The 26,193-nt window shown below is 69.7% G+C and carries 28 protein-coding genes; 14 read left to right on the top strand and 14 right to left on the bottom strand.

Annotated features, from left to right (window positions below; all coding sequences use genetic code 11):
• Positions 1–13: 13 nt before the first annotated feature.
• Together lpdA and ABD882_RS06570 are read right to left on the bottom strand one after the other, a co-directional pair.
• On the bottom strand, positions 14–1,387 hold the full coding sequence (lpdA, locus tag ABD882_RS06575; protein ID WP_345185453.1) for a dihydrolipoyl dehydrogenase: 1,374 nt from the start codon (positions 1,385–1,387) through the stop codon (positions 14–16).
• On the bottom strand, positions 1,384–2,874 hold the full coding sequence (locus tag ABD882_RS06570; RefSeq protein ID WP_345185452.1) for a leucyl aminopeptidase: 1,491 nt from the start codon (positions 2,872–2,874) through the stop codon (positions 1,384–1,386). The genes lpdA and ABD882_RS06570 overlap by 4 nt, the downstream gene beginning before the upstream one ends.
• A 110-nt stretch (positions 2,875–2,984) precedes the next feature.
• Between ABD882_RS06570 and ABD882_RS06565 the strand changes: the two genes are divergently transcribed.
• From ABD882_RS06565 to ABD882_RS06555, 3 genes are all read left to right on the top strand, one after another.
• Positions 2,985–3,920, top strand: a complete 936-nt coding sequence (locus ABD882_RS06565; protein WP_345185451.1) for a proteasome assembly chaperone family protein — start codon at positions 2,985–2,987, stop codon at positions 3,918–3,920.
• 173 nt (positions 3,921–4,093) lie between these two features.
• A complete protein-coding gene (locus tag ABD882_RS06560) occupies positions 4,094–5,353 on the top strand; it encodes an RNA polymerase sigma factor (protein ID WP_345185450.1) in 1,260 nt (419 codons plus the stop codon).
• Positions 5,350–6,054, top strand: a complete 705-nt coding sequence (locus tag ABD882_RS06555; RefSeq protein WP_345185449.1) for a coenzyme F420-0:L-glutamate ligase — start codon at positions 5,350–5,352, stop codon at positions 6,052–6,054. Before ABD882_RS06560 ends, ABD882_RS06555 begins: the two co-directional genes overlap by 4 nt.
• Before the next feature lie 63 nt (positions 6,055–6,117).
• Here the strand turns inward: ABD882_RS06555 and ABD882_RS06550 are convergent, their stop codons facing one another.
• The gene (locus ABD882_RS06550) at positions 6,118–7,140 is read right to left on the bottom strand and encodes a sugar-transfer associated ATP-grasp domain-containing protein (RefSeq protein ID WP_345185447.1); all 1,023 of its coding nucleotides are present in this window, start codon (positions 7,138–7,140) and stop codon (positions 6,118–6,120) included.
• 117 nt (positions 7,141–7,257) lie between these two features.
• On the opposite strand from ABD882_RS06550, the gene ABD882_RS06545 reads away from it, so the two are divergent.
• Positions 7,258–7,977: an alanine racemase C-terminal domain-containing protein gene (locus ABD882_RS06545; protein ID WP_345185446.1), complete on the top strand. Its 720-nt coding sequence runs from the start codon at positions 7,258–7,260 to the stop codon at positions 7,975–7,977.
• The gene (locus tag ABD882_RS06540; RefSeq protein ID WP_345185856.1) at positions 7,974–9,014 is read left to right on the top strand and encodes an alanine racemase; all 1,041 of its coding nucleotides are present in this window, start codon (positions 7,974–7,976) and stop codon (positions 9,012–9,014) included. The genes ABD882_RS06545 and ABD882_RS06540 overlap by 4 nt, the downstream gene beginning before the upstream one ends.
• 95 nt (positions 9,015–9,109) lie before the next feature.
• Here the strand turns inward: ABD882_RS06540 and ABD882_RS06535 are convergent, their stop codons facing one another.
• Positions 9,110–9,322: a DUF7455 domain-containing protein gene (locus ABD882_RS06535; protein WP_345185445.1), complete on the bottom strand. Its 213-nt coding sequence runs from the start codon at positions 9,320–9,322 to the stop codon at positions 9,110–9,112.
• Between the two features lie 182 nt (positions 9,323–9,504).
• Here ABD882_RS06535 and ABD882_RS06530 point away from each other — a divergent pair, with 182 nt between their 5' ends.
• Both ABD882_RS06530 and ABD882_RS06525 read left to right on the top strand, forming a co-directional pair.
• Positions 9,505–11,601 (top strand): DNA gyrase/topoisomerase IV subunit B, encoded by a 2,097-nt coding sequence (locus ABD882_RS06530; RefSeq protein WP_425563335.1) that lies wholly within the window; start codon positions 9,505–9,507, stop codon positions 11,599–11,601.
• Positions 11,598–12,077, top strand: a complete 480-nt coding sequence (locus ABD882_RS06525) for a GNAT family N-acetyltransferase (protein ID WP_345185444.1) — start codon at positions 11,598–11,600, stop codon at positions 12,075–12,077. Before ABD882_RS06530 ends, ABD882_RS06525 begins: the two co-directional genes overlap by 4 nt.
• A 19-nt stretch (positions 12,078–12,096) precedes the next feature.
• Here the strand turns inward: ABD882_RS06525 and ABD882_RS06520 are convergent, their stop codons facing one another.
• Positions 12,097–14,541 (bottom strand): DNA gyrase/topoisomerase IV subunit A, encoded by a 2,445-nt coding sequence (locus tag ABD882_RS06520; RefSeq protein WP_345185443.1) that lies wholly within the window; start codon positions 14,539–14,541, stop codon positions 12,097–12,099.
• Positions 14,542–14,622: 81 nt separating this feature from the next.
• Between ABD882_RS06520 and ABD882_RS06515 the strand changes: the two genes are divergently transcribed.
• Positions 14,623–15,750 carry an alkaline phosphatase family protein gene (locus tag ABD882_RS06515; protein ID WP_345185441.1) on the top strand — a complete coding sequence of 376 codons (1,128 nt, stop codon included), beginning with the start codon at positions 14,623–14,625 and terminating at the stop codon, positions 15,748–15,750.
• Positions 15,751–15,773: 23 nt separating this feature from the next.
• On the opposite strand, the gene sepH is transcribed toward ABD882_RS06515, so the two are convergent.
• Positions 15,774–16,847 (bottom strand): septation protein SepH, encoded by a 1,074-nt coding sequence (gene sepH / locus ABD882_RS06510; protein WP_345185439.1) that lies wholly within the window; start codon positions 16,845–16,847, stop codon positions 15,774–15,776.
• Between the two features lie 197 nt (positions 16,848–17,044).
• Here sepH and ABD882_RS06505 point away from each other — a divergent pair, with 197 nt between their 5' ends.
• The gene (locus ABD882_RS06505) at positions 17,045–17,338 is read left to right on the top strand and encodes a DUF4193 domain-containing protein (protein ID WP_345185438.1); all 294 of its coding nucleotides are present in this window, start codon (positions 17,045–17,047) and stop codon (positions 17,336–17,338) included.
• Between the two features lie 89 nt (positions 17,339–17,427).
• Here ABD882_RS06505 and ABD882_RS06500 read toward each other — a convergent pair whose 3' ends face one another.
• On the bottom strand, positions 17,428–17,910 hold the full coding sequence (locus tag ABD882_RS06500; RefSeq protein WP_345185436.1) for a DUF3093 domain-containing protein: 483 nt from the start codon (positions 17,908–17,910) through the stop codon (positions 17,428–17,430).
• 12 nt (positions 17,911–17,922) lie between these two features.
• On the opposite strand from ABD882_RS06500, the gene dut reads away from it, so the two are divergent.
• The 5 genes from dut to ABD882_RS06475 all read left to right on the top strand — a co-directional run bounded on the left by dut (position 17,923) and on the right by ABD882_RS06475 (position 23,388).
• Positions 17,923–18,432 (top strand): dUTP diphosphatase, encoded by a 510-nt coding sequence (dut, locus tag ABD882_RS06495; protein WP_345185435.1) that lies wholly within the window; start codon positions 17,923–17,925, stop codon positions 18,430–18,432.
• On the top strand, positions 18,429–19,037 hold the full coding sequence (locus tag ABD882_RS06490; RefSeq protein ID WP_345185434.1) for a DUF3710 domain-containing protein: 609 nt from the start codon (positions 18,429–18,431) through the stop codon (positions 19,035–19,037). Before dut ends, ABD882_RS06490 begins: the two co-directional genes overlap by 4 nt.
• An 11-nt stretch (positions 19,038–19,048) precedes the next feature.
• On the top strand, positions 19,049–19,858 hold the full coding sequence (locus ABD882_RS06485) for a DUF3159 domain-containing protein (protein WP_345185433.1): 810 nt from the start codon (positions 19,049–19,051) through the stop codon (positions 19,856–19,858).
• A 159-nt stretch (positions 19,859–20,017) separates the two neighbouring features.
• A complete protein-coding gene (gene acnA / locus ABD882_RS06480; RefSeq protein WP_345185432.1) occupies positions 20,018–22,840 on the top strand; it encodes an aconitate hydratase AcnA in 2,823 nt (940 codons plus the stop codon).
• Between the two features lie 182 nt (positions 22,841–23,022).
• The gene (locus ABD882_RS06475; RefSeq protein ID WP_345185431.1) at positions 23,023–23,388 is read left to right on the top strand and encodes a hypothetical protein; all 366 of its coding nucleotides are present in this window, start codon (positions 23,023–23,025) and stop codon (positions 23,386–23,388) included.
• Between the two features lie 72 nt (positions 23,389–23,460).
• On the opposite strand, the gene ABD882_RS06470 is transcribed toward ABD882_RS06475, so the two are convergent.
• The 7 genes from ABD882_RS06470 to ABD882_RS06445 form a co-directional block, all read right to left on the bottom strand.
• Positions 23,461–23,772 (bottom strand): hypothetical protein, encoded by a 312-nt coding sequence (locus tag ABD882_RS06470; RefSeq protein WP_345185430.1) that lies wholly within the window; start codon positions 23,770–23,772, stop codon positions 23,461–23,463.
• A 78-nt stretch (positions 23,773–23,850) separates the two neighbouring features.
• On the bottom strand, positions 23,851–24,105 hold the full coding sequence (locus tag ABD882_RS06465; protein ID WP_345185429.1) for a WhiB family transcriptional regulator: 255 nt from the start codon (positions 24,103–24,105) through the stop codon (positions 23,851–23,853).
• 332 nt (positions 24,106–24,437) lie between these two features.
• Positions 24,438–24,728 (bottom strand): HNH endonuclease, encoded by a 291-nt coding sequence (locus ABD882_RS19090; protein WP_425563334.1) that lies wholly within the window; start codon positions 24,726–24,728, stop codon positions 24,438–24,440.
• Complete coding sequence (locus tag ABD882_RS06460; RefSeq protein ID WP_345185428.1) at positions 24,725–25,111, bottom strand: hypothetical protein; 387 nt, start codon at positions 25,109–25,111, stop codon at positions 24,725–24,727. The genes ABD882_RS19090 and ABD882_RS06460 overlap by 4 nt, the downstream gene beginning before the upstream one ends.
• A gap of 1 nt (position 25,112) precedes the next feature.
• The gene (locus ABD882_RS06455) at positions 25,113–25,448 is read right to left on the bottom strand and encodes a hypothetical protein (protein ID WP_345185427.1); all 336 of its coding nucleotides are present in this window, start codon (positions 25,446–25,448) and stop codon (positions 25,113–25,115) included.
• Positions 25,449–25,579: 131 nt separating this feature from the next.
• The gene (locus ABD882_RS06450) at positions 25,580–25,786 is read right to left on the bottom strand and encodes a hypothetical protein (RefSeq protein ID WP_345185425.1); all 207 of its coding nucleotides are present in this window, start codon (positions 25,784–25,786) and stop codon (positions 25,580–25,582) included.
• Positions 25,787–25,789: 3 nt separating this feature from the next.
• Positions 25,790–26,188 carry a hypothetical protein gene (locus tag ABD882_RS06445; protein ID WP_345185424.1) on the bottom strand — a complete coding sequence of 133 codons (399 nt, stop codon included), beginning with the start codon at positions 26,186–26,188 and terminating at the stop codon, positions 25,790–25,792.
• Between the last annotated feature and the right edge of the window lie 5 nt (positions 26,189–26,193).

Raw genomic sequence — 26,193 nt, 5'->3', positions numbered from 1 at the left:
CGTAAGTGAAGTTTCACATCGCGTGGAGCGGCTTGCCCGCGAGGGCGAGGAAAGCCTCGCCCAGGGCCTCGCTCTGCGTGGGGTGCGCGTGGATCAGCGGGGCGATGTCCTCGGGGTGGGCTTCCCAGCTCACCGCGAGCTGGCCCTCCGTGATGAGCTCCCCGACGCGGTCGCCCAACAGGTGCACGCCGAGAACAGGGCCGTCCTTGAGCCGCACGACCTTCACGAGCCCGCCCGTGCCGATGATCTCGCTCTTGCCGTTGCCCGCGAGGTTGTACTCGTAGGCGACGATCGCATCTGTGCCGTGCTCGGCGATCGCGGCCGCCTCGGTGACGCCGACGGAGGCGACCTCGGGGCTGCAGTAGGTCACGCGCGGGATCTGGGCGTCGGGGATGACGGCGGGGGAGAGCCCCGCGATCCGCTCGGCGACGGCGATGCCCTGCAGGAACCCGCGGTGCGCGAGCTGCAGACCGGGGACGATGTCGCCCACCGCCCAGACGTGCGCCACGTTCGTGCGCAGCTCCGGGTCCGCGAGCACGAAGCCGCGCTCCATCGCGACGCCCGCCTCTTCGAACCCGAGGTCCGCCGTGGCCGGGCCTCGGCCGACCGCGACCAAGAGGTAGTCGGCCTCGTAGGTCGTGCCGTTCTCGAGAGTGACCGTCACCGCGTCCTCGGTCTGCGTGGCGCCGGAGAATCGCACACCCAGCGAGTAGGTGATGCCACGACGGCGGAACGCGCGCTCCAGGCCCTTGCTGAGCGCGATGTCCTCGTTCGGGGCGAGGTGGTCGAGCGCCTCGACGATCGTGACTTCGGCGCCGAACGAGCGCCACACGCTCGCGAACTCCACGCCGATCACACCGCCGCCGAGGATGACGACCTTCTGCGGCACCACGTCGAGGCCCAGGGCCTGCTCGCTGGTGAGGATCCGCCCGCCGATGTCCAGACCGGGCAGCGAGCGGCTGTACGAGCCGGTCGCGAGGATCACGTCGGCGCCGGTGTAGACGTCGTCTCCCACAGCCACGGAGCGGTCGGGGCGGAGGGATCCGGAACCGGCGACCACCGTGATGCCGCGAGCCTTGATGAGGCCTTCGAGGCCCTTGTACTTCTTCGCGACGATGCCCTCGCGATAGGAGCGGACGCCGGCGGCGTCGATTCCCTCGAAAGAGGCTCCGACGCCGTATTTCGCGGCGTCGCGTACGTTCTCGGCGATCTCGGCGGAATGCAGCAGTGCCTTCGTCGGGATGCAGCCGCGATGCAGGCAGGTGCCGCCGACCTTGTCCTTCTCGATCAGTGCGACCGACTTGCCGAGCTCGGCGGCACGCAGCGCCGCCGCATACCCGCCGCTTCCGCCGCCGAGGATGACGATGTCGAAGGTGTGCTCGGTCATGCTCGTGCTCCGTTCGCGCGGGCCTCGGCGAAGGCGATCAGGGTGCGCACGATCGCGCCGGTCGCCCCCTTGTCGGTGAAGCCGTAGGGGGCGCCCTTGTGCTCCGAGGAGCCGGCGATGTCGAGATGCGCCCACGGGATCCGCGGCGCGTCGGCGGTGTCGTCACCGGCACCGGGCACGCGCCCCACGAAGCGGCGCAGGAACAGGCCCGCGAAGAGCGAGCCGCCCGCAGGGTCGCCGATCTTCGCGTTCACGAGGTCGGCGATGGGGGATTTGAGTTCGTCCTCCATGTGCGCGGGCAGCGGCATGGGCCAGGCGGCCTCGCCGGTGACCGACGCGGCGTCGAGGACCTCCTGCACGGTGTCGTCGTCGCCGAACACGCCGGTGTGGCGCATGCCGAGCGCGACGATGATGGCCCCGGTGAGCGTGGCCACGTCGAGGATGACGTCGGGGTTCTCCCTGCTCGCCGCGACCAGTCCGTCGCCGAGCACGAGGCGTCCCTCGGCGTCGGTGTTCAGCACCTCGACGGTCTGGCCGTCGAGCATGCGGAGCACGTCGCCTGGACGGGTGGCGCTGCCCGACGGCATGTTGTCGGCGATGCAGAGCCAGGAGGTGAGGCGGACGGGCAAGCCGAGGATGGCGACGGCCTTCGTTGCGGCGAGGATGCTCGCAGCCCCCGCCATATCGGTCTTCATGCCCACCATGCTGGCCGGAGGCTTCAGCGAGAGCCCGCCGGTGTCGAACGTGATGCCCTTGCCGACCAGCGCGATGTGAGAGACGGCGTCTGCGGGGGAGTAGTCCAGGCGGACGAGGCGGGGCGGGCGGGCGGATCCCTGCCCGACGCCGAGGATGCCGCCGTAGCCGCCGGCGGTGAGCGCCGCCTCGTCGAGGATCTCTACGGACACATCGAGCCCGGCGACGGCCTCGCTCGCGCGGGTCGCCAGATCGGCGGGTCCGAGCCACTGTGCGGGGGTGGTGACGAGGTCGCGCGTCAGGGCGACGGCATCGGCGAGCACACGGGCCTTCGCCACCTCCGCCTCGGCCAGGTCGGCGTGCAGGACGACGACGGCGGCCCGCTGCGGCTGATCGCCCGAGCGGTAGTCGTCGAACCGGTACCCGCCGAGCAGCGCACCCTCGGCCGCGGCGGCCGCGAACGGCGCGACGCTCTCCGCGAGCTGCACCGAGACCCGGGGGAACCCGGTCAGCGTGCGCAGCGCAGCACCCACGGCCTCGCGCACGGCGTCGGCGTCCGGGTCGGGCCCTGCGCTGACCACGGCCACGGGGACGTCGGCGACGTCGGCGGCCGGGATCCGGGCGAAGGCGCCGGCCTTCCCGGTGAAGCCGACCGCGGTCAGAGCCGGGTGAATGGAGGGGAAGGGATTCAGGTCAGCCGGTGTGTCGGTGAGACCGGCGACGACGAGCACGACCGCATCCGCGTTCGCGTCCGCCGGAGCACCTGGTGAGAGCTCGAGCGCAGGAGACGTCATGATGTCCATCCTAGGATCGACCTGCCCCGCGGCGTCGGGAGGTGCGGGAAGCGTGTTCGCTCTCAGCGCTCAGCGGACCTGTGCGCGGCACCGGCTCGTAGCATGGAGTCATGCCCTTCTCCGGAGACATCCACGAACGCGTCGCCCGTGCCGGCGATGTGCCGTCCGGCCTGCCGATGGTCGTCCTGCTGACCGGCTTCACCGACGCCGGCTCCGCCGTCTCCGGCCTGCTCGAGCACCTCGTGGAGACCACGGATCCCGAGCCGCTGCTGGTGTTCGACAACGACGTGCTGCTGGACTACCGCGCGCGCCGGCCCGTGCTGACCTTCGATCAGGACCACATCGCCGATCTGCGCCCCGCGCGCCTGGAACTGTCGCTGGCGCACGACGCGCTCGGCCGGCCGTTCCTGCTGCTGAGCGGCTATGAGCCCGACTTCGCCTGGAACGCCTTCGCCGACGTCGTGCTCGCGTTCGCACAGGAGCACGATGTCGCATCCGTGACCTGGATCCACTCGATCGCGATGCCGGTCCCGCACACGCGCCCGATCGGGGTGACGGTGAGCGGCAACAGGGCCGAGCTCATCGCCGCGCACTCGGTCTGGCGCCCGCGCACGCAGGTGCCGGGCACGGTCGGTCACCTGCTGGAGTACCGGTTCATGCAGAGCGAGCGCAGCGTCGCGAGCTTCGTGCTGCTGATCCCGCACTATCTGGCCGACACGGAGTATCCGGATGCCGTGCTCACCGCGGCCGAGAAGGTCATGGCAGCGACCGGGCTGGTGCTGCTCACCGACGGACTGCGGGACAAGCGGGCCGGTTACCTCGAGCGGGTCGACGAGCAGGTCGTGGAGAACGAGGAGCTCGCGCAGATGGTGCGCACCCTCGAGCACCGGTACGACGCCTACATGGCCGGCCTCGAGGTCGAGGGCGAACCGTCATCGGACTTCGATGAGGGCTCCCTGCCCAGCGCGGACGAACTCGCGGCGGAGCTCGAACGCTTCCTGGCCTCCCGCCCGAGCGGTGACGACGACAAGAACGGCCGGGTCTGAGCAGTCCCGGAGCGAAATCGCGCACACGAAGCCGGAGCGCGCAGAGTGTGACATACTTATTCGGCGACCCATTGTCAACCACCTATCCGCGAGGATCGGGACTTGACAAGGGTCTTACTAGTGTCCGAAATGGCCCGGGGAAGCCCGCGCAGCTCCCCGTTGAAAGGCGAGACGTGACGACTGCCACGAAGAAGAACACCCGGACGAAGACCACGGCGACCGAACCCGACGAGGTCGCGGCTGACGCCGTCGACGTCGTAGAGGCCCCCGCTGCGGAGAAGGCCGCGGCGAAGAAGCCGGCGGCCAAGGCTCCTGCGGCCAAGCGGCCGTCCCGTGCGAAGAGCAAGGTCGCTGAACCGGTGGAGGAACCGGCCGCCGCCGACGACGCCGCGAATGACGAGGGCGATGACGAGGAGGGCGCCAAGCCCGCCTTCACCGAGCCGCTGCCGACCGGCGCGATCCGGATCAGTTCCGCCGACGAGGACGACGTCCCCGTCTACTCCACCCAGATCACCGGCGCCACCGCGGATCCGGTCAAGGACTACCTCAAGCAGATCGGCAAGGTCGCGCTGCTGAACGCGGCCGAAGAGGTCGAACTCGCGATGCGGATCGAAGCCGGTCTGTTCGCGGAGGAGAAGCTGTCGACGATGTCGGCGGCCGAGAAGACCAATCAGCTCGGGCTCGACCTGCAGTGGGTCGCGCGTGACGGCCAGCGCGCCAAGAGCCACCTGCTCGGCGCGAACCTGCGCCTCGTGGTCTCGCTCGCCAAGCGGTACACGGGTCGCGGCATGCAGTTCCTGGACCTCATCCAGGAGGGCAACCTCGGTCTCATCCGCGCGGTCGAGAAGTTCGACTACACCAAGGGCTTCAAGTTCTCGACCTACGCCACCTGGTGGATCCGTCAGGCGATCACCCGCGCGATGGCTGACCAGGCCCGCACGATCCGCATCCCGGTGCACATGGTCGAGGTCATCAACAAGCTGGCCCGGGTGCAGCGGCAGATGCTGCAGGATCTCGGTCGCGAACCCACGCCCGAGGAGCTGAGCCGCGAGCTCGACATGACCCCGGAGAAGGTCGTCGAGGTGCAGAAGTACGGCCGTGAGCCGATCTCGCTGCACACCCCGCTCGGCGAGGACGGCGACAGCGAGTTCGGCGACCTCATCGAGGACACCGAGGCAGTCGTCCCCGCGGACGCGGTCGGCTTCACGATGCTGCAGCGTCAGCTCGAGCAGCTGCTCGACTCGCTCTCCGAGCGCGAGGCGGGCGTGATCCGCATGCGCTTCGGCCTCGGCGACGGCCAGCCCAAGACGCTCGACCAGATCGGCGACACGTTCGGCGTGACCCGCGAGCGGATCCGCCAGATCGAGTCCAAGACGATGGCGAAGCTGCGTCACCCGAGCCGCTCGCAGTCGCTGCGGGACTACCTCGAGTGAGCGGCGCCGCCCGGCCGAACGACGGCAAGAACCTCGAGATCTCCGTCGACGGGGCCCGTTTCGTGCGGATCCCGATCCGCACGAAGGTCGTCATGCCGGGCGACGTACTCGCCGACATCGTCACCGAGTACGCGTCCGGTGAGGTGCGCGAGGGCGATCTGCTCTTCATCACCGAGAAGATCGTCGGCATCACCCAGGGGCGGTCGTTCCTGCTCGAGGAGATCCAGCCGCGCAAGCTGGCGTTCTTCCTCTCGAAGTACGTGACCCGCACGCCGTACGGCATCGGTCTCGGCATGCCGGAGACCATGGAGATGGCGCTGCGCGAGTGCGGCACCCCGCGGATCCTCCTCGCCGCCGCCGTGTCCGCGGTGACCAAGGCGTTCGGTCGACGGGGTGACTTCTACCGGATCGCGGGAGAGAAGGCCCGCGCGATCGACGGCCCGACCGAGGGTACAATGCCGCCGTACGACCGTTCGGTCGTGCTCGGGCCCGCCCGCCCGCGCGAGGTCGCGCACGAGATGCAGCGGCTGCTCGGGAACGTCTGCGATGTGGCCGTCGTCGACATCAACGACCTCGGCGGCAACATCCTCGGCTCGACGCTGGAGAAGGCCGAGGAGAAGCGACTCGTCGCGATCCTCAAGGACAACCCGCTCGGCCAGGGCACGGAGTCCACGCCGATGGGCGTCATCCGCCCGGCCTGACCCGCCGCGAGAACCACGAAGAGGGCCGCCCGTCGTCGCGACAGGCGGCCCTCTTCGCGGCGCTCAGAATTTGATGGCGGCCTGGTAGCGGGGCTTGTGGCCGATGCGGATGCCCGAGACGCTGGGCTTGTTCTCGTACACCCCGGCGCCCCAGTTGCCCTCGACGAGCACGGGGCCGTCCGGGCCGACCACGATGTCCCAGCCGACGTACTGCACCTGCGGCACCACGCGGGCGACCTGGTCGACGAACGCCTTGACCTCGTCGATCAGCGGCAGCTGGAAGTCGGCGATGCGGAAGCCGGAATCGGGGTGCAGCTCGTGCACATGCCCGTGCGAGTCGTAGCCGGCGCTGACCGCGTGGCCGTCGTCGTCGAGCATCGTGTAGAAGCCGCCGAACGACATCTGGTCGCTGACTTCGCCGCGGCCGAACTTCTGCGCCATCGCCAGGATGTGCGTGGTCGTGCCGTCGAAGAACGCGGTCACCCGGGTGGTGTTGACGGTGCCGGGGCAGACCGCCGCGAGATCGGGGTGCTGCTTGATGACCTCTTCGACGAGCAGACGGCCCTGGCCGAGCAGGTCGGCGTGGAAGGCGTTCCAGTCGGTGACGTCGGCGGCGTGGTAGCGGAACACGCCGGATCCGGCCTGTCCCATCGGGGTCTTCACGATGACGGTGCCCAAGCGCTCGACGAACGCACGCAGCTCGTCGGCGTTGCCGGGCTTCACCACCATCCACTCACGACGGAGGAAGTCGCTGAACGTCTCGTCGAACTCGATCTTGTCGTGGAACAGGTGCCGGTAGTCGGGGTGCGCGTAGCGCTCCGAGATCTGGTTCGACACGGGGTGGGTCATGTAGGTGGCGCGCTCGGCGCGGTTCAGGATCGCGAAGTCGTAATCGATGTAGTCCTGGAAGCCCACGTTGTGCCGGCCCGCGGACCACAGCATGTCCACCACGACGGCGGGGACGGCCTTGCCGTGCTGCGCCGACGCCTCCCTGGCGCGCTCGATCACGGAGCCGACGTTGATGCGACGGGCGCGTTCGGCGAGGTAGCCGAGACGGGAGGTGAGGCCGAGGCCGTTCGAGGGCATGCTTACTCCGGGTAGGGAATCAGGGAACCGGTCCATTCTAGGCGGGCGCGCCTCCGAGACCCCCGGGCGCGCGCCACGGCACGGGTCCGGTCCGACCCGCGCCGGTAGGCTGGAACGATGACCGAGCCGCCTGCCACCGTCGTGCGCAGCGCGCTGCTGCGGTCCCGGATCTCCCGCTCGGCACTCGCGACCGGAGCGGCCAGGGCGGTCGCTGCGGGCGGTCCCGGGACGGCGGATCTGCGTCGTGATGCATGGGGGCACGGCCTGCTCGAGGTCGCGCGCGCCGTGATGGCGGCGGGCGCCCGCGCGGTGCGCGTGGATGGCGAGGACGAGGTCGCGCTGCTGCAGACGGAGGGCATCGCCGCCTCCTGCGATGCGGTGCCGGACCTCGATCCGCTGCTGTTGTACGGGCTGCCGGGCGCGGACGGCGTGCTCGCCGGTGCGCCCGCGATGCGGCTGGTCGGCCGCGTGCTCTCGACCAAGGACATCGCCGCGGGCGGTGGGGTCTCCTACGGCTACCTCCATCGCGCCGCGCACGACTCGCGCCTGGCGCTGATCACCGGCGGCTACGCACAGGGCGTGGTGCGGGCGCTCGGCAGCGGGATCTCGGTCGAGATCGGCGGGGTGGTGCATCCCGTGGTCGGGCGGATCGCGATGGACGTCTGCGTGGCCGACATCGGATCCGCGGAGGTCGCGCTCGGCGTCGAGGCCACCTATTTCGGCGGCGGCGGCCCGCAGTCGGGCGCCGTCGCGGACTGGGCGCGGATCACGGGCATGACCGCCGGCGAGCTGGTCGCGGTCGCGGGTCTGCGGACGGAGCGGGCGTGGGAGGCATGATCGGGCCCGTGCTGCGGGCCGACGAGACGGTGCTGCGCGCGAACATCGCCGCCGTGACCGCACGGGTGGACCCGGCCGTGCTGATGATGGTCGTCAAGGACGACGGCTACGGGCTCGGCGCGGCGTGGTCGGCGCGGGTCGCCGTCGCCGCCGGGGTCGGCTGGATCGGCACCTATGACATCCCGACCGCGGTGCGGCTGCGCGCCGAAGTGGGAGCGGGTCCTCGGCTGTTCGCCTGGGTCACGTCCGAGGACGCGGAGATCGACGCCGCACTGCGGGCCGGGATCGACCTCGGCGTCGGGACCAGGGACTATCTGACGCGCGTCATCGCGCGGGCGTCGGCGCTCGGCGCGCGGGCGAGGATCCACCTCAAGGTCGACACCGGGTTGCACCGCAACGGCCTCTCCGCCGAGGAGTGGGACGAGGCGGTCGGGTTCTCCCTGCGCGCCCAGGCTCTCGGGCAGGCGGAGCTGGCCGGCGCCTGGAGCCATCTCGCCGAGGCGAGCGACGAGGAGGACGATCTCGCCCAGGCGCGCTTCCTGGCCGCCGTGCGGCGCGCGCGGGACTTCGGCGCCGAACTTCCGTATGTGCACCTCACCGCGTCCGCCGCCACCTGGGCGCGTCCGGAACTGCGCGGGAGCCTGGTGCGGGTGGGGGCGTTCTGCTACGGCGTGCGCTCAGCGGACGGTCCCGAGCTGCCCGGCATCGTGCCGGCCGCCGAACTCACGGCGACCGTGCTGGGGATCGATGGTGACGAGGTCGTCGCCGGGATCGGATCCTTCGACGGGCTGCCGTCGACGCTCGGCGGGCGCGTGCAGGTGGGCACGCCCGCCGGGCCGAGGACGCTGCGCTCCGTGCAGCTCGACACCGTGCGGGTGGCGGCCTGGGACGGCGCCGCTGTCGGCGACGAGGTCGTGCTGTTCGGCCGGGGCGGATCCGGCGAGTCGTCGCCGACGACCCTCGCCGAGGAGATCGGCACCGTCGGCGAGGAGATCCTCTGCCGGCTCACCGCGCACGTCCGCCGCGAGTACCGCTGAGCCGGCTCTCGCCCGGAGCACGAGAACGCCCGGAGCACGAGAACGCCCGGCGTCGCAGGACGCCGGGCGTATCGGTGTGATGGTTTCTGGGGGCCTCAGGAGTCGAGGAGACGCGAGGTCTCGTCGTGCCAGCTCGTCGCTACCGCGCGGAGCTTCTCCTCATACTTGCGGCCGTGATGGGCGCAGTAGAGCAGCTCGTGTCCGTTGACCACGGCGGCGATGTAGGCCTGCGCACCGCAGGCATCGCATCGGTCCATCGCAGTGAGGTGGCGGATGACGGTGGTGTCCCGTTCGGTCGTCGCGTTCATCTCGATGCCTCCTTGGTGATTCGGGTCTGCGGCAAGGTGTACTAAATACAACCACGCCGACCTGGGAGTCATGCCCGCGCGACGGCGTGTTTCGCTCAGCGCGTACGCGACCCGCCCCAGTCCGTTCCGCGCTAGGAGTGTCGCCGCCCCCGTGTCTGTGGCGCTCGATACGATTGAGGATTGTGACAGCCGAGTACTCCGCCCACCACCTCCAGGTCCTCGAGGGTCTCGAAGCCGTCCGCAAACGACCCGGCATGTACATCGGCTCGAACGGGTCTCCGGGGCTCATGCACTGTCTCTGGGAGATCATCGACAATGCCGTCGACGAGGCGGTCGACGGCAACGGCTCGAAGATCGACGTCATGCTGCACCCGGACGGCAGCGTCGAGGTGCACGACCGCGGACGCGGCATCCCGGTCGACGTCGAGCCCCGCACCGGCCTCACGGGCGTCGAGGTGGTCTTCACCAAGCTGCACGCCGGCGGCAAGTTCGGCGGCGGATCCTATGCCGCCTCCGGCGGCCTGCACGGTGTCGGAGCCTCGGTCGTGAACGCGCTCTCGGAGCGGCTCGACGTCGAGGTCGATCGCGGCGGCAAGATCTACGCGATGTCGTTCCACCGCGGCGAGCCGGGCCTGTTCGCGGACGACGGCGAGAAGCGCCCCGACGCGCCGTTCACGCCGTTTCAGGACAACAGCGAGCTGCGTGTCATCGGGAAGGCGCCGCGCGGGGTCACCGGCACGCGGATCCGCTACTGGTCCGACCGCCAGATCTTCACCAAGGACGCCACGTTCCAGCTCGCGGAGCTGGAGACGCGGGCGCGTCAGACCGCGTTCCTCGTGCCCGGTCTCGAGCTGGTCGTCCATGACGGCCGCGCCTCGGCCGACTCGGCGACCGGCGACGGGAACCAGACCTCGTACCGCTACGAGGGCGGCATCTCCGAGTTCGTGGAGTACCTCGCCGCCGACGCCCCGGTGACCGACACCTGGCGGGTGCAGGGGCAGGGGACCTTCACCGAGACGGTTCCCGTGCTGCAGGCCGACGGCCACATGGTCGCGACCGAGGTGGAGCGCGTGTGCGCCGTGGACATCGCGTTGCGCTGGGGCACCGGCTACGAGACCACGACCCGGTCGTTCGTGAACATCATCGCGACGCCCAAGGGCGGCACGCATCAGCAGGGCTTCGAACAGGAGCTGCTGAAGGTGCTGCGCGCCCAGGTCGAGCAGAACGCGCGGCGGCTGAAGGTCGGCAGCGACAAGCTCGAGAAGGACGACGTGCTGGCCGGGCTCACCGCGGTCCTGACGGTCAACGTCCCCGAGCCGCAGTTCGAGGGACAGACCAAGGAGGTGCTGGGCACCCCGGCGGTGCGGCAGATCGTGGCGCAGGTGCTCCGCAAGGATCTGGGTGAGCGGTTCAGCTCCACCAAGCGCGACGACAAGAGCCAGGCCACGCAGCTGCTGGACAAGATCGTGGCCGAGATGAAGGCCCGCGTCTCCGCCCGTGCGCACAAGGAGACGCAGCGCCGCAAGAACGCCCTGGAATCCTCGTCCCTGCCGGCCAAGCTCGTGGACTGCCGCTCCACCGACATCGCGCAGACCGAGCTGTTCATCGTGGAGGGGGACTCCGCCCTCGGCACGGCGAAGCATGCGCGCACCAGCGAGTATCAGGCGCTGCTGCCGATCCGCGGCAAGATCCTGAACGTGCAGAAGGCGTCGATCAGCGACATGCTCTCGAACGCCGAGTGCGCGTCGATCATCCAGGTGATCGGCGCCGGATCTGGCCGCTCGTTCGATCTCTCCGCGGCGCGCTACGGCAAGGTCATCCTGATGAGCGACGCGGATGTCGACGGCGCCCACATCCGCACGCTTCTGCTGACGCTGTTCTTCCGGTACATGCGTCCGCTCATCGAGGACGGCCGCGTGTTCGCCGCCGTCCCGCCGCTGCACCGGGTGATCGTGATGAATCCGGGCTCCAAGCCCAACGAGACGATCTACACGTACAGCGAGAAGGAGCTGCACACGCTGCTCGCGAAGCTGCGCAAGCAGAACAAGCGCTGGCATGAGCCGATCCAGCGCTACAAGGGTCTCGGAGAGATGGATGCCGAACAGCTCGCCACGACGACGATGGACCGGTCCGGCCGGCTGCTGCGCCGGGTCCGGATGGAGGATGCGGAAGTCGCGGGTCGCGTGTTCGAGCTGCTGATGGGCAACGAGGTCGCCCCTCGTCGCGAGTTCATCATCGACTCCTCGGATCGGCTCGCCCGCGAGGCCATCGACGCGTGACTGCGGCGCTCCCGCGTGGCGTCGCCCTGCGTGCGGCCACCATGGACGATGTCGACGTCATCGCCGCGCTCAAGGAGCGGGTGCTGCGGCGCGACCTCGAACCGCTGGTGGGGTGGGATCCGGAGCGCTCTCGTGCCCGCATCGTCGAGCACTTCTCCCCGCTGCACACCCGCATGATCGTGATCGACGCGGAGGTCGCCGGAACGATCACGCTGCGGCGCGACTCTGACGCGCTGTGGCTGGAGATGTTTTATCTCGACGAGGTGTATCAGGGCAGGGGGATCGGATCCGCGATCCTGCGCGCTGTTCTCGCCGAGGTCGACGACGATCGCGCGCTGCGGCTGCAGGTGCTCGTCGGATCCGCCGCGCGGCGTCTGTACGAGCGGCACGGGTTCGTCGTCGAGCACGACGACGGGGTGGACATCTGGATGCGCCGTGGCCCTGGCTGGACTTCTCCGTCCGCATCGGGCGACTGACCCAGCCGGCGCGCGCGGGTCACGCGCCCAGCACGCCGCCGATCGAGCCGATCACGCCGTCGATCGGCTGCCCGGAGCCGTCCCGCTTCGCGCCGGTGTCTGGCAGCGTCCGCGCGGAACCGTCGGGGCCGACCGCGAGGGCCGGCAGGGCGCCCACCCAGGCGAGCGTGAGGCGATCCTCGCCCTTCAGGAACGCGTGCGCCCTGACGCCGCCGGTGGCGCGCCCCTTGCCGGGGAACTCCGCGAAGTGCGAAGACTTCGCGCGTCCCGCGTCCGTGCCGGCGAGAATGCCTGAGGCGCCGGAGACCGTGACGACGACGGCATCCTCCTCCTGCGCGAGCACCGAGAACGCGATGACCTCCGCCTTGGCGCCGAGCTTCATTCCGGCCATGCCGCCGGCGGGGGCGCCCTGAGGCCGCACCGCGGAGGCGGAGAAGTGCAGCAGCTGGGCGTCGCTGGCGACGAACACCAGCTCGGTGTCGTCGGGTGCGGCGGCGGCTCCGACGACCGCGTCGCCGGGCTTCAGGCCGATGATCTCCAGCTCGGGCCGCACCGCCAGCGTCGAGGGGACGACGCGCTTCACGATGCCGGTGCGGGTGCCGAGCGCGAGTGGCGTGTCGTCGTCGAACCGGATCAGCGTCAGGATCCGCTCGCTCCGATCGAGCAGCCCGACATAGTCGTGCAGCGGCACCCCCGCGGCCAGATGCACGGAGGCGGGCGGGACCGAGGGCAGATCCATCGCGGTGAACCGCAGCACCCGTCCCGCGGAGGTGACCGCGCCGATCTCGGTGCGCGTGGTGGTGGCGAGCGTCGCGAGCACGGCGTCGTGCTTGCTGCGGCGCGGGGCGGGGGAGAGGTCCTGTCCGGGCTCCAGGTCCACGCGCACGGCCCGGCCGGTGGTGGACAGCACGACCACGGTCGGCGCGTCGGCGATCTGCAGATCGACGGGACCCTTGCTCGCGCGCGGCTTGGGCGGGGCGGCGTTCAGCAGCAGGGTGCGCCGCGGCGTGCCGTATGCCTCGGCGGCCGCGTCGAGCTCGGTCGCGACCTGCGCGCGCAGCAGGGCCTCGCTGCCGAGCAGCTCCCGCAGCGCGGCGATCTCGGCCAGCAGCGCGTCGCGCTCGGTCTCGAGCTCGATCCGGGAGAACTTCGTCAGTCGCCGCAGGCGCAGCTCGAGGATGTACTCGGCCTGCCGCTCGCTGAGATCGAAGACGCTCTGCAGACGGGCACGCGCCTGCTCGGAGTCGTCGGAGGACCGGATGACCTGGATGACCTCGTCGATGTCGAGGATCGCGATGAGCAGACCCTCGACCAGGTGCAGTCGCTCTTCGCGGCGGGCCAGGCGGAAGCGGCTGCGCCGGGTGACGACCTCGAGGCGGTGCTGCACGTAGACGCTGAGCAGCTCCTTCAGGCCGAGCGTGCGGGGCTGCCCGCCGACGAGCGCGACGTTGTTGATGCTGAAGGAGTCCTCCAGCGGCGTGAGCCGGTACAGCTGCTCGAGCACGGCGTTCGGGTCGAAGCCGTTCTTGATGCCGATCTGGATCCGCATGCCGTGATTGCGGTCGGTGAGGTCGTTGACGTCGCTGATGCCCTGCAGCTTCTTGGCCTGCACGGCGTCGCGGATCTTCTCGATCACGCGTTCCGGGCCGACCATGTACGGCAGCTCGGTGACGATGATGCCGGTGCGGCGGGGCCCGAGCGGTTCGATCGAGACCTTGCCGCGCACCTTGAACGCGCCGCGTCCGTTCGCGTAGGCGTCGCGCACCCCGTCCAGGCCCATCAGGATGCCCCCGGACGGGAAGTCTGGACCGGGGACGAACTCCATGAGCTCTTCTGTCGTGGCTTCGGGGTGCTCCAGCAGATGGATCGCCGCGGCGATGACCTCCAGGAGGTTGTGCGGGGCCATGTTCGTGGCCATGCCGACCGCGATACCGCTGGCGCCGTTCACGAGCAGGTTCGGGAACGCGGCCGGCAGCACGGACGGCTGCTGGAACTGGCCGTCGTAGTTGGGGACGAAATCGACGACGTCCTCGTCCAGGCTCTCCGTCAGGGCGAGCGCGGACGGGGCGAGGCGCGCCTCGGTGTACCGCGACGCGGCGGGCCCGTCGTCGAGCGATCCGAAGTTGCCGTGCCCGTCGACGAGGGGCAGACGCAGCGCGAACGGCTGGGCGAGACGCACCAGCGCGTCGTAGATGGCGGAGTCGCCGTGCGGGTGGAGCTTGCCCATCACGTCGCCGACGACGCGCGCGCTCTTCACGTGTCCGCGGTCCGGGCGCAGGCCCATCTCCGACATCTGGTACAGGATCCGGCGCTGCACCGGCTTCAACCCGTCCCTGGCATCGGGGATGGCACGGGAGTAGATCACGGAATACGCGTACTCGAGGTACGAGCCCTGCATCTCGCTCGTGAGGTCGATGTCCTCGATGTGCTCATCGATCGGCTCGGACGGCGTGGTGCGGGGCATCGGCTTCCTGCGGTGTTCGGGGGCCGGCGGAGGGCTTCTCGACGCCGGTTCCGTGCCGGTCCCTGTGCGAGACTGGCGTGGATGAGCCTCATGCTACCGGCGATCCCGCCGTCTTCCCGGAGCATCACCGGGGTGGCGCACGACCTGTTCGGGGCCCTCGACGGCTCCGCGGAGTCGCTGAAGCCCGCCCGCTCCGCCGTGCTCTGCGTGATCGACGGTCTCGGCGCGATCCAGCTGCGCGGACACGCCGGCCACGCCCGCCGCCTCGCCGGGGCGATGGCGAAGAAGGACGTGATCTCCAGCGTCTTCCCGTCCACGACCGCGGCAGCGCTCACCAGCCTGCTGACGGGCGCCGATCCGGGACGGCACGGCCTCGTCGGCTATCAGGTCAGGGATCCGCAGAGCGGCGTGCTGGTCAATCAGCTGTCCGGCTGGGAGCAGGCGGGGGCGGATCCGTCCGCCTGGCAGACCGAGCCGACGATCTTCGAACGGGCGATCGCACAGGGAAGGCCCGCATTCGCCGTAGGGCTGCCCGAATACGCGCACAGCGGATTCTCTGCGGCCACGCTGCGCGGCGCGCAGTTCCGCTCCGCCCGCACGGCCGCGGACCGGGTCGCCCTCGCGCTGTCATTGGCGGAGGAGCACGACGGCGCGCTCGTGTACTGCTATCTGCCCGAGGTCGACAAGGCGGGCCACAAGCACGGCGTCGCCTCCGCCGAGTGGGTCGCGGCGCTCGAGGGCCTGGACGCCGCGATGCCCGCCACGACGCCGGCGGGCGTCGGGATGATCGTCACCGCGGACCACGGCATGGTTGACGTGCCACGATCACGGCATCTCGTCGTCGACGAGCACAGTCCGCTGCAGCAGGGCATCGCGGCCATCGCGGGGGAGCCGCGCATGCTGCACGTCTATCTGGACGAGCCCGCGCAGGTGGATGACGTCGCCGCGGTGTGGCGGCGCGAGACGGAGGGCGCGGCCGACGTGCTCACCCGCGAGCAGGCAGTGCAGAGCCACCTGTTCGGCGCGGAGGTCACTGCGGAGGCGGAAGCACGCATCGGCGATCTGGTGGTGCCTGCGCGTGGCCTCTGGGCGCTGTACGACGGCGCGGCGGCGGATCAGCGCGCCCAGGACATGATCGGTCAGCACGGCTCGCTCAGCCCCGAGGAACTGCGGGTCCCGCTGCTGCGGTTCGGCGCCTTCGCGCACTGACGCGGCTTCGGACCGGGGCGGTGTCAGTCGTCGCTGCGGGCGCCGAACACGATCTCGTCCCACGAAGGCATCTCGCGCCGGCGCCGGCGCGGTCCGCCGTCCTGCTCGGCAGGGGCGGTCCGCGTCTCGTCTTCCGGCTCCGCTGTTCGATCGGGCTCGTAGCCCGGCTCCAGTGCCTCGAAGAGCGCAAGGGGACGCGCGTCCGCCGGTTCCTCCTCGAGCGAGGGGCGCGCCTCGCGCTGCCCGCGGCGGCGCCGCAGCGCCTCCAGCAGGTCCGCCGTGTCCGAGGGGGTGGACGGCGCGAACGCGGCGCTGCGCGTGGCCGCCTCCTGCGCGTTCGAGGACGACTGCGGATGGCGGGCGGATCGCGGCTCTGCGGCGTCTGCGACGGCCTCGTCGTCGGCGGAGGCCTCGGTCTCGGCGGGGGCGGGCACCAGGCGGGGACCGAAGGCGCCGGAGTCGAAACGGGTCTCGTCCTTGTACGGCGACGGACGATCCTTGTCGAGGGCCCGCAGCCGGGGGATGAGTCCGTCCGGGAGCGAGCCCTGTCGCGACAGCTGCGTCGCATCGGCGTTGATCGGGGACAGCGCGCTGCGCCGCGGATCGAATCCCCACCGCGCGTCGTGATCGACGTCGTTGGCGCGGAACTCGAGCTTGATGATCCAGCCGGACTCGTCCTTCCAGGCGGCCCAGCGTTCGCTCTCGGCGGCGAGCTCTGCGAGCTTCGCGCGGATGGCGACGCCGAAGGTCGGCTGCGCGTCGGGCTCGACCTCGCTGCCGATCAGCACCGGCACGGCGAGGGCCTGGCCGACGATGTGCTCGCGCTCGGCGAGCACGGGCCCCTCGAACCGCTCCACCACGGCGCGGCTCACTCCGAGCAGTTCGGCGACGTCGGGGGCGGACATGCCAGCCCTGATCTGCGCCTGGATCTCGCGGGGGCTCGCGGCCAGCGGAGGTGCTTTCTCCTCGCGTCCCGCCTTGGCCCGGCGCAACTGGTCGCGCAGCACTTCGTCGATGGGGAGGGCGAAGCGCTCTCCCGCCTCGGTGGCGAGGACGAGGAGGTCGTCTTCGGCGCCGACGATCGTGACGTGTTCCATGGCTTCAGCCCCTCAAAATGGGTGTTTGATCATGGTGTCACGGGGTGGGCGACGGGCCCGGGAATAACGTGGGCGCGCCGTGAGTTCGATCCCGCGGAAGAGTGGCATTTGCCAAACGCGCGCGCGTCATGCAAACTATGGGCCGCCGAACACCCCCGGCGCCCGCCACTCGCAGGATGAAAGTGGAGATCCACCCCATGGCAACCGATTACGACGCCCCGCGCAAGAGCGACGACGAGAGCGAGTCCATCGAGGCTCTCAAGGAGCGCGTCCCGGACAAGATGTCGGGTTCGATCGATGTCGAGGATTCGGACAACCCGGGCGGATTCGATCTTCCCGGAGCCGACCTCTCCGACGTCGAGCTCGACGTCGTCGTGCTGCCTCCGCAGGAGGACGAGTTCACCTGTGTGAGCTGCTTTCTCGTGAAGCACCGTTCGCAGCTCGACCACGAAGACGCGACAGGCCCGATCTGCAAGGAATGCGCCGCCTGACGCCGAAGACGCGCTCTACGCGCCCGGACCGGTTTCGGTCCTGGGCGCGTTCTGCGTCTGCGGGCCGAATGTGGCCCGCCGCACAATGCTCAGGCGTCGACGCCGGCGGAGAGCCGCGCGGCGGAGATCGCCGCAGCCAGCCGGTCGGGCGTGCGCGACGAGATCGTCCAGCTGGGCGCGGGATCGTTCGGATCCGTGTTCGGGACGATGACGATCCCGTCGATGCCACCGCGGATGAGATGCCAGCCGCGGGCGGGCAGGCCGGGGCCGCGAGCCTGGCGCGCCTCGTCGCCCGTGCGCACCTGGGGATCGCCGAGCCAGGTGGCGTCGATCCAGGCGCGGCCGGCGCGCAGCTCGCGTCCCTCGACGAGGACCCGCGGGGATCCGAACACCATCAGTGCGATGATCGCGATCGTGGCGGCGCCGCCGATGATCAGCGCGATGCCCGACCCTGCCGGGACGAAGACCAGAGACAGCATGGGTCCGCCGAGCGCGGCGGCGAGGAACAGCCACAGGCTCGGGGCGAGTCGCTCGCGATAGCGGGGGCGGGGTTCGCCGGCTGCGTTCTGCATTAGCCTCTTTCCGTGACCGATTCCGTGGATGTTCCCATTATCGCGCCCGAGCTTCCCGCGTACGCGCACCCGGGCGACGCGGGAGCCGATCTGATCTCGACCGAGTCGGTCCGCCTCGAGCCGGGGCAGCGCGCCCTGATCGGCACCGGCGTGCGCATCGCCCTGCCGGACGGATATGTGGCGTTCGTCGTGCCGCGCAGCGGGCTCGCGGCCAAGCACGGCATCACCGTCGTCAACTCGCCCGGCACCGTCGATGCCGGCTATCGCGGCGAGATCAGAGTGAGTCTTCTGAACACCGACAGCAACGCGGCGTACGATGTCGCGGTCGGTGATCGAATCGCACAGCTGATCGTCATGCCCGTCACCCGAGCCCGGTTCATCCCGGTCGAGGCGCTGGACGAGAGCGATCGAGGAGCGGGCGGATTCGGATCCACCGGCTACCAGACGCAGAGCGCGGCCCGCGGGGAGACACCCGAAGCTCCCGCAGCACAGGGCCGGGCGAGGATCGAGGAGAACGCATGAGTGACGACAGCACGTCGGAGCACGAGCAGATCGAGGAGACCCCCGACGCGGGGCTTCACGATCGTGCCGTGGACGGCCCGTTCGATGAGAGCGAGGCGAATCCGGTCCGCCCGTACATCGATCTCGGCGCGATCAAGATCCTGCCGCGTGAGGGGCTGAACCTGCGGCTGGAGGTCGAGGAGCAGACGCAGCGCATCGTCGCGGTCGGTCTCGACTACGCCGACTCCACGCTCCAGGTGCAGCCCTTCGCGGCGCCGCGCACGAGCGGTCTGTGGGAGGAGACCCGGGCGCAGATCCAGGAGCAGATCACGCAGCAGGGCGGTCGGGTCCAGGAACGCGACGGCGCCCTCGGCGCCGAGCTGCTCGCGGAGATCCCCGCCGTGGCCGGGGACGCCGCGACCACGCGACTTGCGCGATTCGTGGGCGTGGACGGGCCGCGCTGGTTCCTGCGCGGCGTGATCGGCGGGGCGGCTGCGGCCGATGCCGAGGCGGCCGCGGCCGTGGAGGACCTCTTCCGCTCGATCGTGGTCGTGCGCGGCGGTGCGCCGATGCCGCCCCGTGACCTCATCCCGCTGCGGATGCCGTCCGCGCCCGGCACTGCGTGAGCACTCCGGAGATGCCGGCCTCGGACCCGGTCGAGCCAGCGGCGCGAGATGAACGCACGGCGAAGTATGCGCCGCCGCCCGCGTCCGACGCCGAGAGGTCCGCGGAGCCGACTCTTGCCGAAGCGATCGGCACATCGCTCGGGTCCGCGGCGCGCCGCGCGGGAATCGATCCCGATGCCCAGCTCTCCACAGGTGCGATGGTCTGGCAGGTCATCGGCGGATGGCGGGGGATTCTCGAGTCGACCCTCCCACTTCTCGCGTTCGTGATCACGTTCACCGCGACCCGCAATCTTGTTCTCGGTCTTGCTCTGTCGGTGGGGCTCGCGGCGGTCTTTACGTCAATTCGCTTGCTGATGAAGTCGCCACCCGTGGCCGCCCTCTCCGGTCTGATCGCCGCTGTCGTCGCGGCGGGCCTGCCGCTGTTCACGGGGCGCGCCGAGGACCAATTCGTCATCGGATTCATCACGAACATCGCTTACGGCGCGGCGTTCCTGATCTCGGCGCTCGTCAGATGGCCGCTGATCGGCATAGTCGTCGGCTTCCTCACGGGGGAGGGATTGGCGTGGCGCGATGCACCTCGCAAGCGCCGCGCCTACTTCTGGTTGTCGGTCGCATGGGCCGGGCTGTTCCTGGCGCGGCTCTGTGTTCAGCTCCCGTTCTACTTCGCGGGGGACGTTGCGTCGCTCGGTACGGTGAAGATCCTGATGGGGATCCCGTTCTTCGCGCTCCTGCTCGCACTCACCTGGATCGTCGCGCGCAGGCTCAATCCCTCCGGATCGAATGCTGGAGCTCCCGCGAGTGAGGACGACCAGGCCCCCTGAACGTGTTAGATTTATCTTGACGTCAAGATAAATCGACACCTTTCGCTCGGCTGTCGCGAAGAGCAGACTGGTAAGGCCCGCCTTGCTAGCCGCGCAGGGTCGCAGCCGAGCAAGATGGAGTCGCCTGTCGCTTCCATCCGATCAGAAGGAGACGGATCCGTGTCCACGGTGAACAGCTTCGGTGCGAAGAGCACCCTGACAGTCGGCAGCACCGACTACGAGATCTTCCGGATCGGCACGGTCGAGGGTTTCGAGAAGCTCCCCTTCAGCCTCAAGGTCCTCCTGGAGAACCTGCTTCGCACCGAGGACGGCGCGAACGTGACGAAGGCGCAGATCGAGGCTCTCGGATCCTGGGATCCGTCGGCGCAGCCCGACACGGAGATCCAGTTCACGCCGGCGCGCGTGATCATGCAGGACTTCACCGGCGTGCCCTGCATCGTCGATCTCGCCACGATGCGCGAGGCGGTCACCGCCCTCGGCGGCGACCCGAAGAAGATCAACCCGCTCTCACCCGCCGAGATGGTCATCGACCACTCGGTCATCGCCGACCTGTTCGGCCGCCCGGACGCGATCGAGCGCAATGTCGAGATCGAATACGAGCGCAACGGCGAGCGCTACCAGTTCCTGCGCTGGGGCCAGACGGCGTTCGACGACTTCAAGGTCGTCCCGCCGGGGACCGGCATCGTGCACCAGGTGAACATCGAGCACCTGGCGAAGGTCATCTACGACCGGGACGTCAACGGCGTGCTTCGCGCCTACCCCGACACCTGCGTCGGCACCGACTCGCACACGACCATGGTCAACGGCCTGGGCGTGCTCGGCTGGGGCGTCGGCGGCATCGAGGCCGAGGCCGCGATGCTCGGTCAGCCCGTCTCCATGCTGATCCCGCGCGTCGTCGGATTCAAGCTGACCGGTGCGATCCCGGCCGCCGTCACCGCCACCGATGTCGTGCTGACGATCACCGAGCTGCTCCGCCAGCACGGCGTGGTCGGCAAGTTCGTCGAGTTCTACGGCGAGGGCGTGGCGTCGGTGCCGCTGGCCAACCGCGCCACGATCGGCAACATGTCCCCGGAGTTCGGGTCGACCGCCGCGATCTTCCCGATCGACGACGTCACGCTCGAGTACCTGCGCCTGACCGGGCGCGACGAGCAGGCCGTGGCGCTCGTGGAGGCGTACGCCAAGGAGCAGGGGCTCTGGCACGACGCCGCCAACGAGCCGCACTTCAGCGAGTACCTCGAGCTCGATCTGTCCACCGTCGTCCCGTCCATCGCCGGGCCGAAGCGCCCGCAGGACCGGATCCTGCTGTCCGAGTCGAAGGCGCAGTTCGAGAAGGACATCCTGAGCTACGCCACCGGCCCGATCGACATCAACGACTCCGGCACGTTCCCGGCCTCGGATCCCGGATCCGTGCCCGGCGAGGAGGTCGAGACCAACGAGATCCCGACGCTCACCTCGGGCTCGCCGAGGGCCGCATCCAACCCGGTGAAGGTCAAGACCCCGGACGGTCAGAAGTACATCCTCGACAACGGCGCGGTCACGCTCGCGGCGATCACGTCGTGCACCAACACGTCGAACCCCTCGGTCATGATCGCGGCCGGTCTTCTCGCCCGCAAGGCGCGGGAGAAGGGCCTGAAGCAGAAGCCGTGGGTGAAGACCACGCTCGGCCCCGGCTCGAAGGTCGTCACCGACTACTACGAGAAGTCGGGCCTCGACAAGGATCTCGAGGGTCTCGGCTTCTACACCGTCGGCTACGGCTGCACGATCTGCATCGGAAACTCCGGTCCGCTGATCGAAGAGGTGTCCGCGGCGGTCAACGAGCACGATCTCGCCGTCACGGCGGTGCTCTCGGGCAACCGCAACTTCGAGGGCCGGATCAGCCCCGACGTCAAGATGAACTACCTCGCCAGCCCCCCGCTGGTCGTGGCCTACGCGCTGGCCGGGTCGATGAACTTCGACTTCGAGACGCAGCCGCTCGGCACCGGCACGGACGGCAGCGACGTGTTCCTCAAGGACGTCTGGCCGGACCCCGCCGAGGTGCAGGAGATCATCGACTCGTCGATCTCGCGCGACCAGTTCATCAAGCAGTACGCGACGGTGTTCGACGGCGACGAGCGGTGGACCAGCCTGCCCACGCCGACCGGCCCGATCTTCGAGTGGGACGCCAACTCGACGTACGTGCGCAAGGCCCCGTACTTCGACGGCATGGAGGCCACCCCGGCTCCCGTCGCGGACATCTCCGGCGCCCGCGTGCTGGCGACCCTGGGCGACTCGGTCACCACCGACCACATCTCCCCGGCCGGCAACATCAAGGCGGGCACCCCGGCGGCGCAGTACCTGACCGGGCACGGCGTGGCGCAGAAGGACTTCAACTCCTACGGCTCGCGTCGTGGCAACCACGAGGTGATGATCCGCGGCACGTTCGCGAACATCCGTCTGAAGAACGCGCTCGTCAAGGCGGTCAACAACGGCGAGCAGATCGAGGGCGGCTACACCCGCGACTTCACGCAGGCCGGCGGCCCGCAGGCGTTCATCTTCGACGCCTCGGAGAACTACCAGGCGCAGGGCACCCCGCTGGTGATCTTCGGCGGCAAGGAGTACGGATCCGGATCCTCCCGCGACTGGGCGGCGAAGGGCACCAACCTCCTCGGCGTCAAGGCGGTCATCACCGAGAGCTTCGAGCGCATCCACCGCTCGAACCTGATCGGGATGGGTGTGGTCCCGCTGCAGTTCCCGGCGGGCGAGACCTGGGAGACGCTGGGCCTGGACGGCACCGAGATCGTCTCGATCTCGGGGCTCGAGGAGCTGAACAACGGCACCACGCCGAAGACGGTCAAGGTCACCGCCACCCCGAGCGAGTTCTCGGCCGAGGGCAAGCAGCCGATCGAGTTCGACGCGATCGTCCGCATCGACACCCCCGGAGAAGCCGACTACTACCGCAACGGCGGCATCCTGCAGTACGTGCTGCGTCAAATGGTCAGCTAAATCGAGTGAGCTTGAGCGCCCCGGCTGGGATCACCTGGCCGGGGCGCTCGTGCGTCTAGGGCACCTCTGCGACAGACGCAGGAGTGCCCAGCCTGTGGACAACTGTCTAGGGAAACTGACCGATTTGAACACCTTCGTTAGACGCATATACAAACCGGTCGGTGGCGGCGCACGATGGGGCCATGGAAACGAACACACTGCCCCAGCCCGCACCCGCCTACGTCTCCGGACTCATGGATCTGGCCGTTCGCCACGGCCTCCGCCCGTCCGCCATCCTCAGCGTCGCCATGCTCGATCTGAGCAGCCGCCACGAGCCCGGCCTGCTCACTACCGAGCCCGGTGTGGTGTGGGAGTCCTACTTGGGCCAGTGCGGCGCTCACGCGGCTATCTCGCGCGGCGCGCACGGGCTCCAGCTCATCGTCACGACTGACCTTGAAGGCGTGCTCTTGACCGGTGCGGAAGCGTCCGATCTGGCGGAGACAGTCGTGCGGGAGCTCCCCGGCTGGCTCGACGACGCCGGAGCCGTGCTCGACGCGCTGCGGTCGTAGCCTCCCGGTCGTGTGACAAGCCGCTTCGCAGGTCGTGGCGATGTGTCAAGAATCGGGCCGAATCTTCGCACGTCACCACCCTGCGGCGGCGCGGCTCCAGAGGTCGCCTCGCGCGTAGCTGGGATCCAGCACGGCGGTCACGTCCGCGTCGTTGTACAAGCCAGCAGCACACCAGGCGGCGGGATCCGCGATCTGCCAGCCGCCCGGACGCATGATCGGCGCTACGGGACGATGTGCAGCGCGCACGAGCGGGATTCGGGCCACGGCGGCGCGCACAGCAGCACGACGGCGGCGACGTTCGGCCATCGCGGCGATCTGGCGGGCTCGGTGCTCCGGGTCGGTGTGCCAGCGCGCACGCTCGCGGGCCGCGTCAGCCTCACGCACAGCAGGATCTTGCTGCACGGCGGCGACGCTGGTAGTCACGAGTCCAAGCGCGCTGGCGGGCGGGGTCGGCGTAGGGCATCAGCCGCCCGCCCGCTTCATCCTGCGCCGCTGACGCTCGGACAGCCCGCCCCAGATCCCGAAGCGCTCATCGTGCAGCAGCGCGTACGCCAGACACTCGGCGGCGACGGTGCAGCGCGCGCAGATGGCCTTCGCTGGTGCGGTCGTGCCGCCCTTCAGCGGGAAGAACGCCTCCGGGTCCGTCTCGGCACAGAGCGCGTCCCAGCGCCAATCGCCGGGCTGAAGTGGGGCCAGCGGCCACGGATCCGCGATCATTGGAGCCTCAAACGCGCGATCTTGCGCTGCATCGCATGCGCACCACGACAAGCGGCCTTCGGGCAGGTGGCACGGTTCCCGCGGCCCACAGGCTCCCCGCAAATGGGACAAACAGCGGCAGCGCGGGCAGATCGAGCCTCAATTTCGGCGCGAGCAGTCATGATGAAACCTCCTGGTCAAACCTGGGAAAAGAAACGGATGAGCGCACGCTATTGCTTTCCCGGTATACCGCGTCGCTAATCCACCCCCCGGCACCGGGGGGCTACGGGGTGGGGGGTGTCGCGCCTGTCGCGGGGAGCTGGTCGGGTGCCGGGCGGCTCGTGGTCGGGGTGTCACGAGTTGGGGTGCGGTTCGTGCCACCGCGTGTTGCGTCGTCGTTGCTCTGTCCTCTGCTGGACGCCTGCCTGTCGTTCGGTCGCGCTCTTCATTGAGTGGCAGTTGGTGCACAGCACGACGGCGTTGTCGATGGTGTTGCTCCCACCGCTGGCGTCGTTCACCCAGTGGTCGACCTGTAGAGGAAGATCTTCCCTGCCACACCGCTGGCACCGGCCTTCCGCACGTGCCAGGGCTGCGCGTTTCACGGGGCCAGGGAAGGGCTGATATCCCTCACGGTAGGCGGTCATACGCCTGCCATCCCTTCGTGGCTCCGGCAGAGCGCCATCAGGTTGTCGGTCCCGTACCCGCCGATCTCGTAGGGCGTGAGCGGGCGCACGATGTGAGCCTCAGTGGTGCACCCGCTGTGCTCGCAGAGGAAGCCTGCGCGGATCATCACGGCGCGTTCGCGGACGTGCTGCGGGGTCCAGTCGTCGCCGAACCGGGCCTTGCCCCAGGCTCGGTGCCGGTCGCGGATGGCGACGTACCAGGGGTTGGGGTTCCAGGGCCGGATCTCCCCGGTCTCGGGGTCGTAGTTCACTGGCTCCCCGTCCGGGATGGGGCGGTGCTTCAGGTCGCGCCAGAATCGCGCTGTGCGGGAGAGGTCTTGTTCCTCGGGTTTGAGCCTGGCCATGTCACGCTCCTTCGCTGGAAGCTCGGGGCGGCGCGTAATCCCGGAGGACAGCGAGACGCTTCAAGATGCCAGCCAGTTCGGCATAGTCGTCCCGGAGCCCTTCGTGGTCATGGGCGTCCAGTGCCGATTCCACGAACGTCGGGGACATCTTCGAATACGCCGACCTGGTGTTCATGAGGTTGTGGATCCCCGCGCGGAGCGACTGCACCCGGGCGCGGAGGTGGTGGACGTCGCCCAGAACATGCCTCCCGATCTCCGCGAGGGTCGCGTCGTCGGGCATCTCCTCCGGCTCCGAGTGGAGGGTGGGCATCGTCGGGGTGGTGGTGGGCGTTGTCATGGTGTACTCCTTGTGCTTCGTGTGTTGGTGAGGGTGGGGATCCCCGGGCGGCGGATCCGCATCACACTGCCCGGGGGTGCCGCGGGGCGCTGCTACCTGGCACTAGGGAGCGCCCCACGGCGGTCTGGTGGCTACGGGCCGTTCGGGTGCGTGGCGTCGTTCGCCCAGGCCACGTGCTGCGTGATCTGCGCGTGTGCGCTCGTGACGTTCACGCCGTTGTCACCCGTGGGCTCTCCCACGATGCGGATGGACGTGCCGCACGAGCATGCGACGGTCGTGACGGGTTGACCCCAGGCGGTGGTGCTGCTGGCGTCGGCAATGGCTGCGTGAGTGGTCATGATCTAGTTCCCTTTCCCAAGGCCTGCGGCCCTGCGGTCCCGGTCGTCGGCCCGATCTCGGAGCAGCGCCAACTGCGAGGACTTCGCGCGGATGCTGTCCCGGAGCCCCTGGATCCGATCGGCGGTGCCCTCCACGAACCCGCGCTGCATGCGCTGCTCGGCCTCGGTGGCCTGCTTCGCGATGTCGGCGGCGTTCTCGGCCTCGGCCTTGCGGCGCGCGAAACGCGCGCGGCCCTCGGGTGTCGCCAGCTCGGCGGCGACGGCCTGGCGGTGGGCGCTGGCCATGGCTTCACGCTCCTGCTCCTCGCGCTCCTGGCGCTCCTGGATCGCTCTCGTGAACCCGGACCAGCTGACGTGCTCGATGGTTGGCTGTGTCCCCTGGGGGGATTCGTTGGCAGACATGGTGG

It is taken from the genome of Microbacterium panaciterrae, assembly GCF_039541635.1.
Classification (GTDB): domain Bacteria; phylum Actinomycetota; class Actinomycetes; order Actinomycetales; family Microbacteriaceae; genus Microbacterium; species Microbacterium panaciterrae.
Note: the sequence above shows the minus strand (reverse complement) of the source record. Positions and strands in the feature narration are given on the sequence as shown.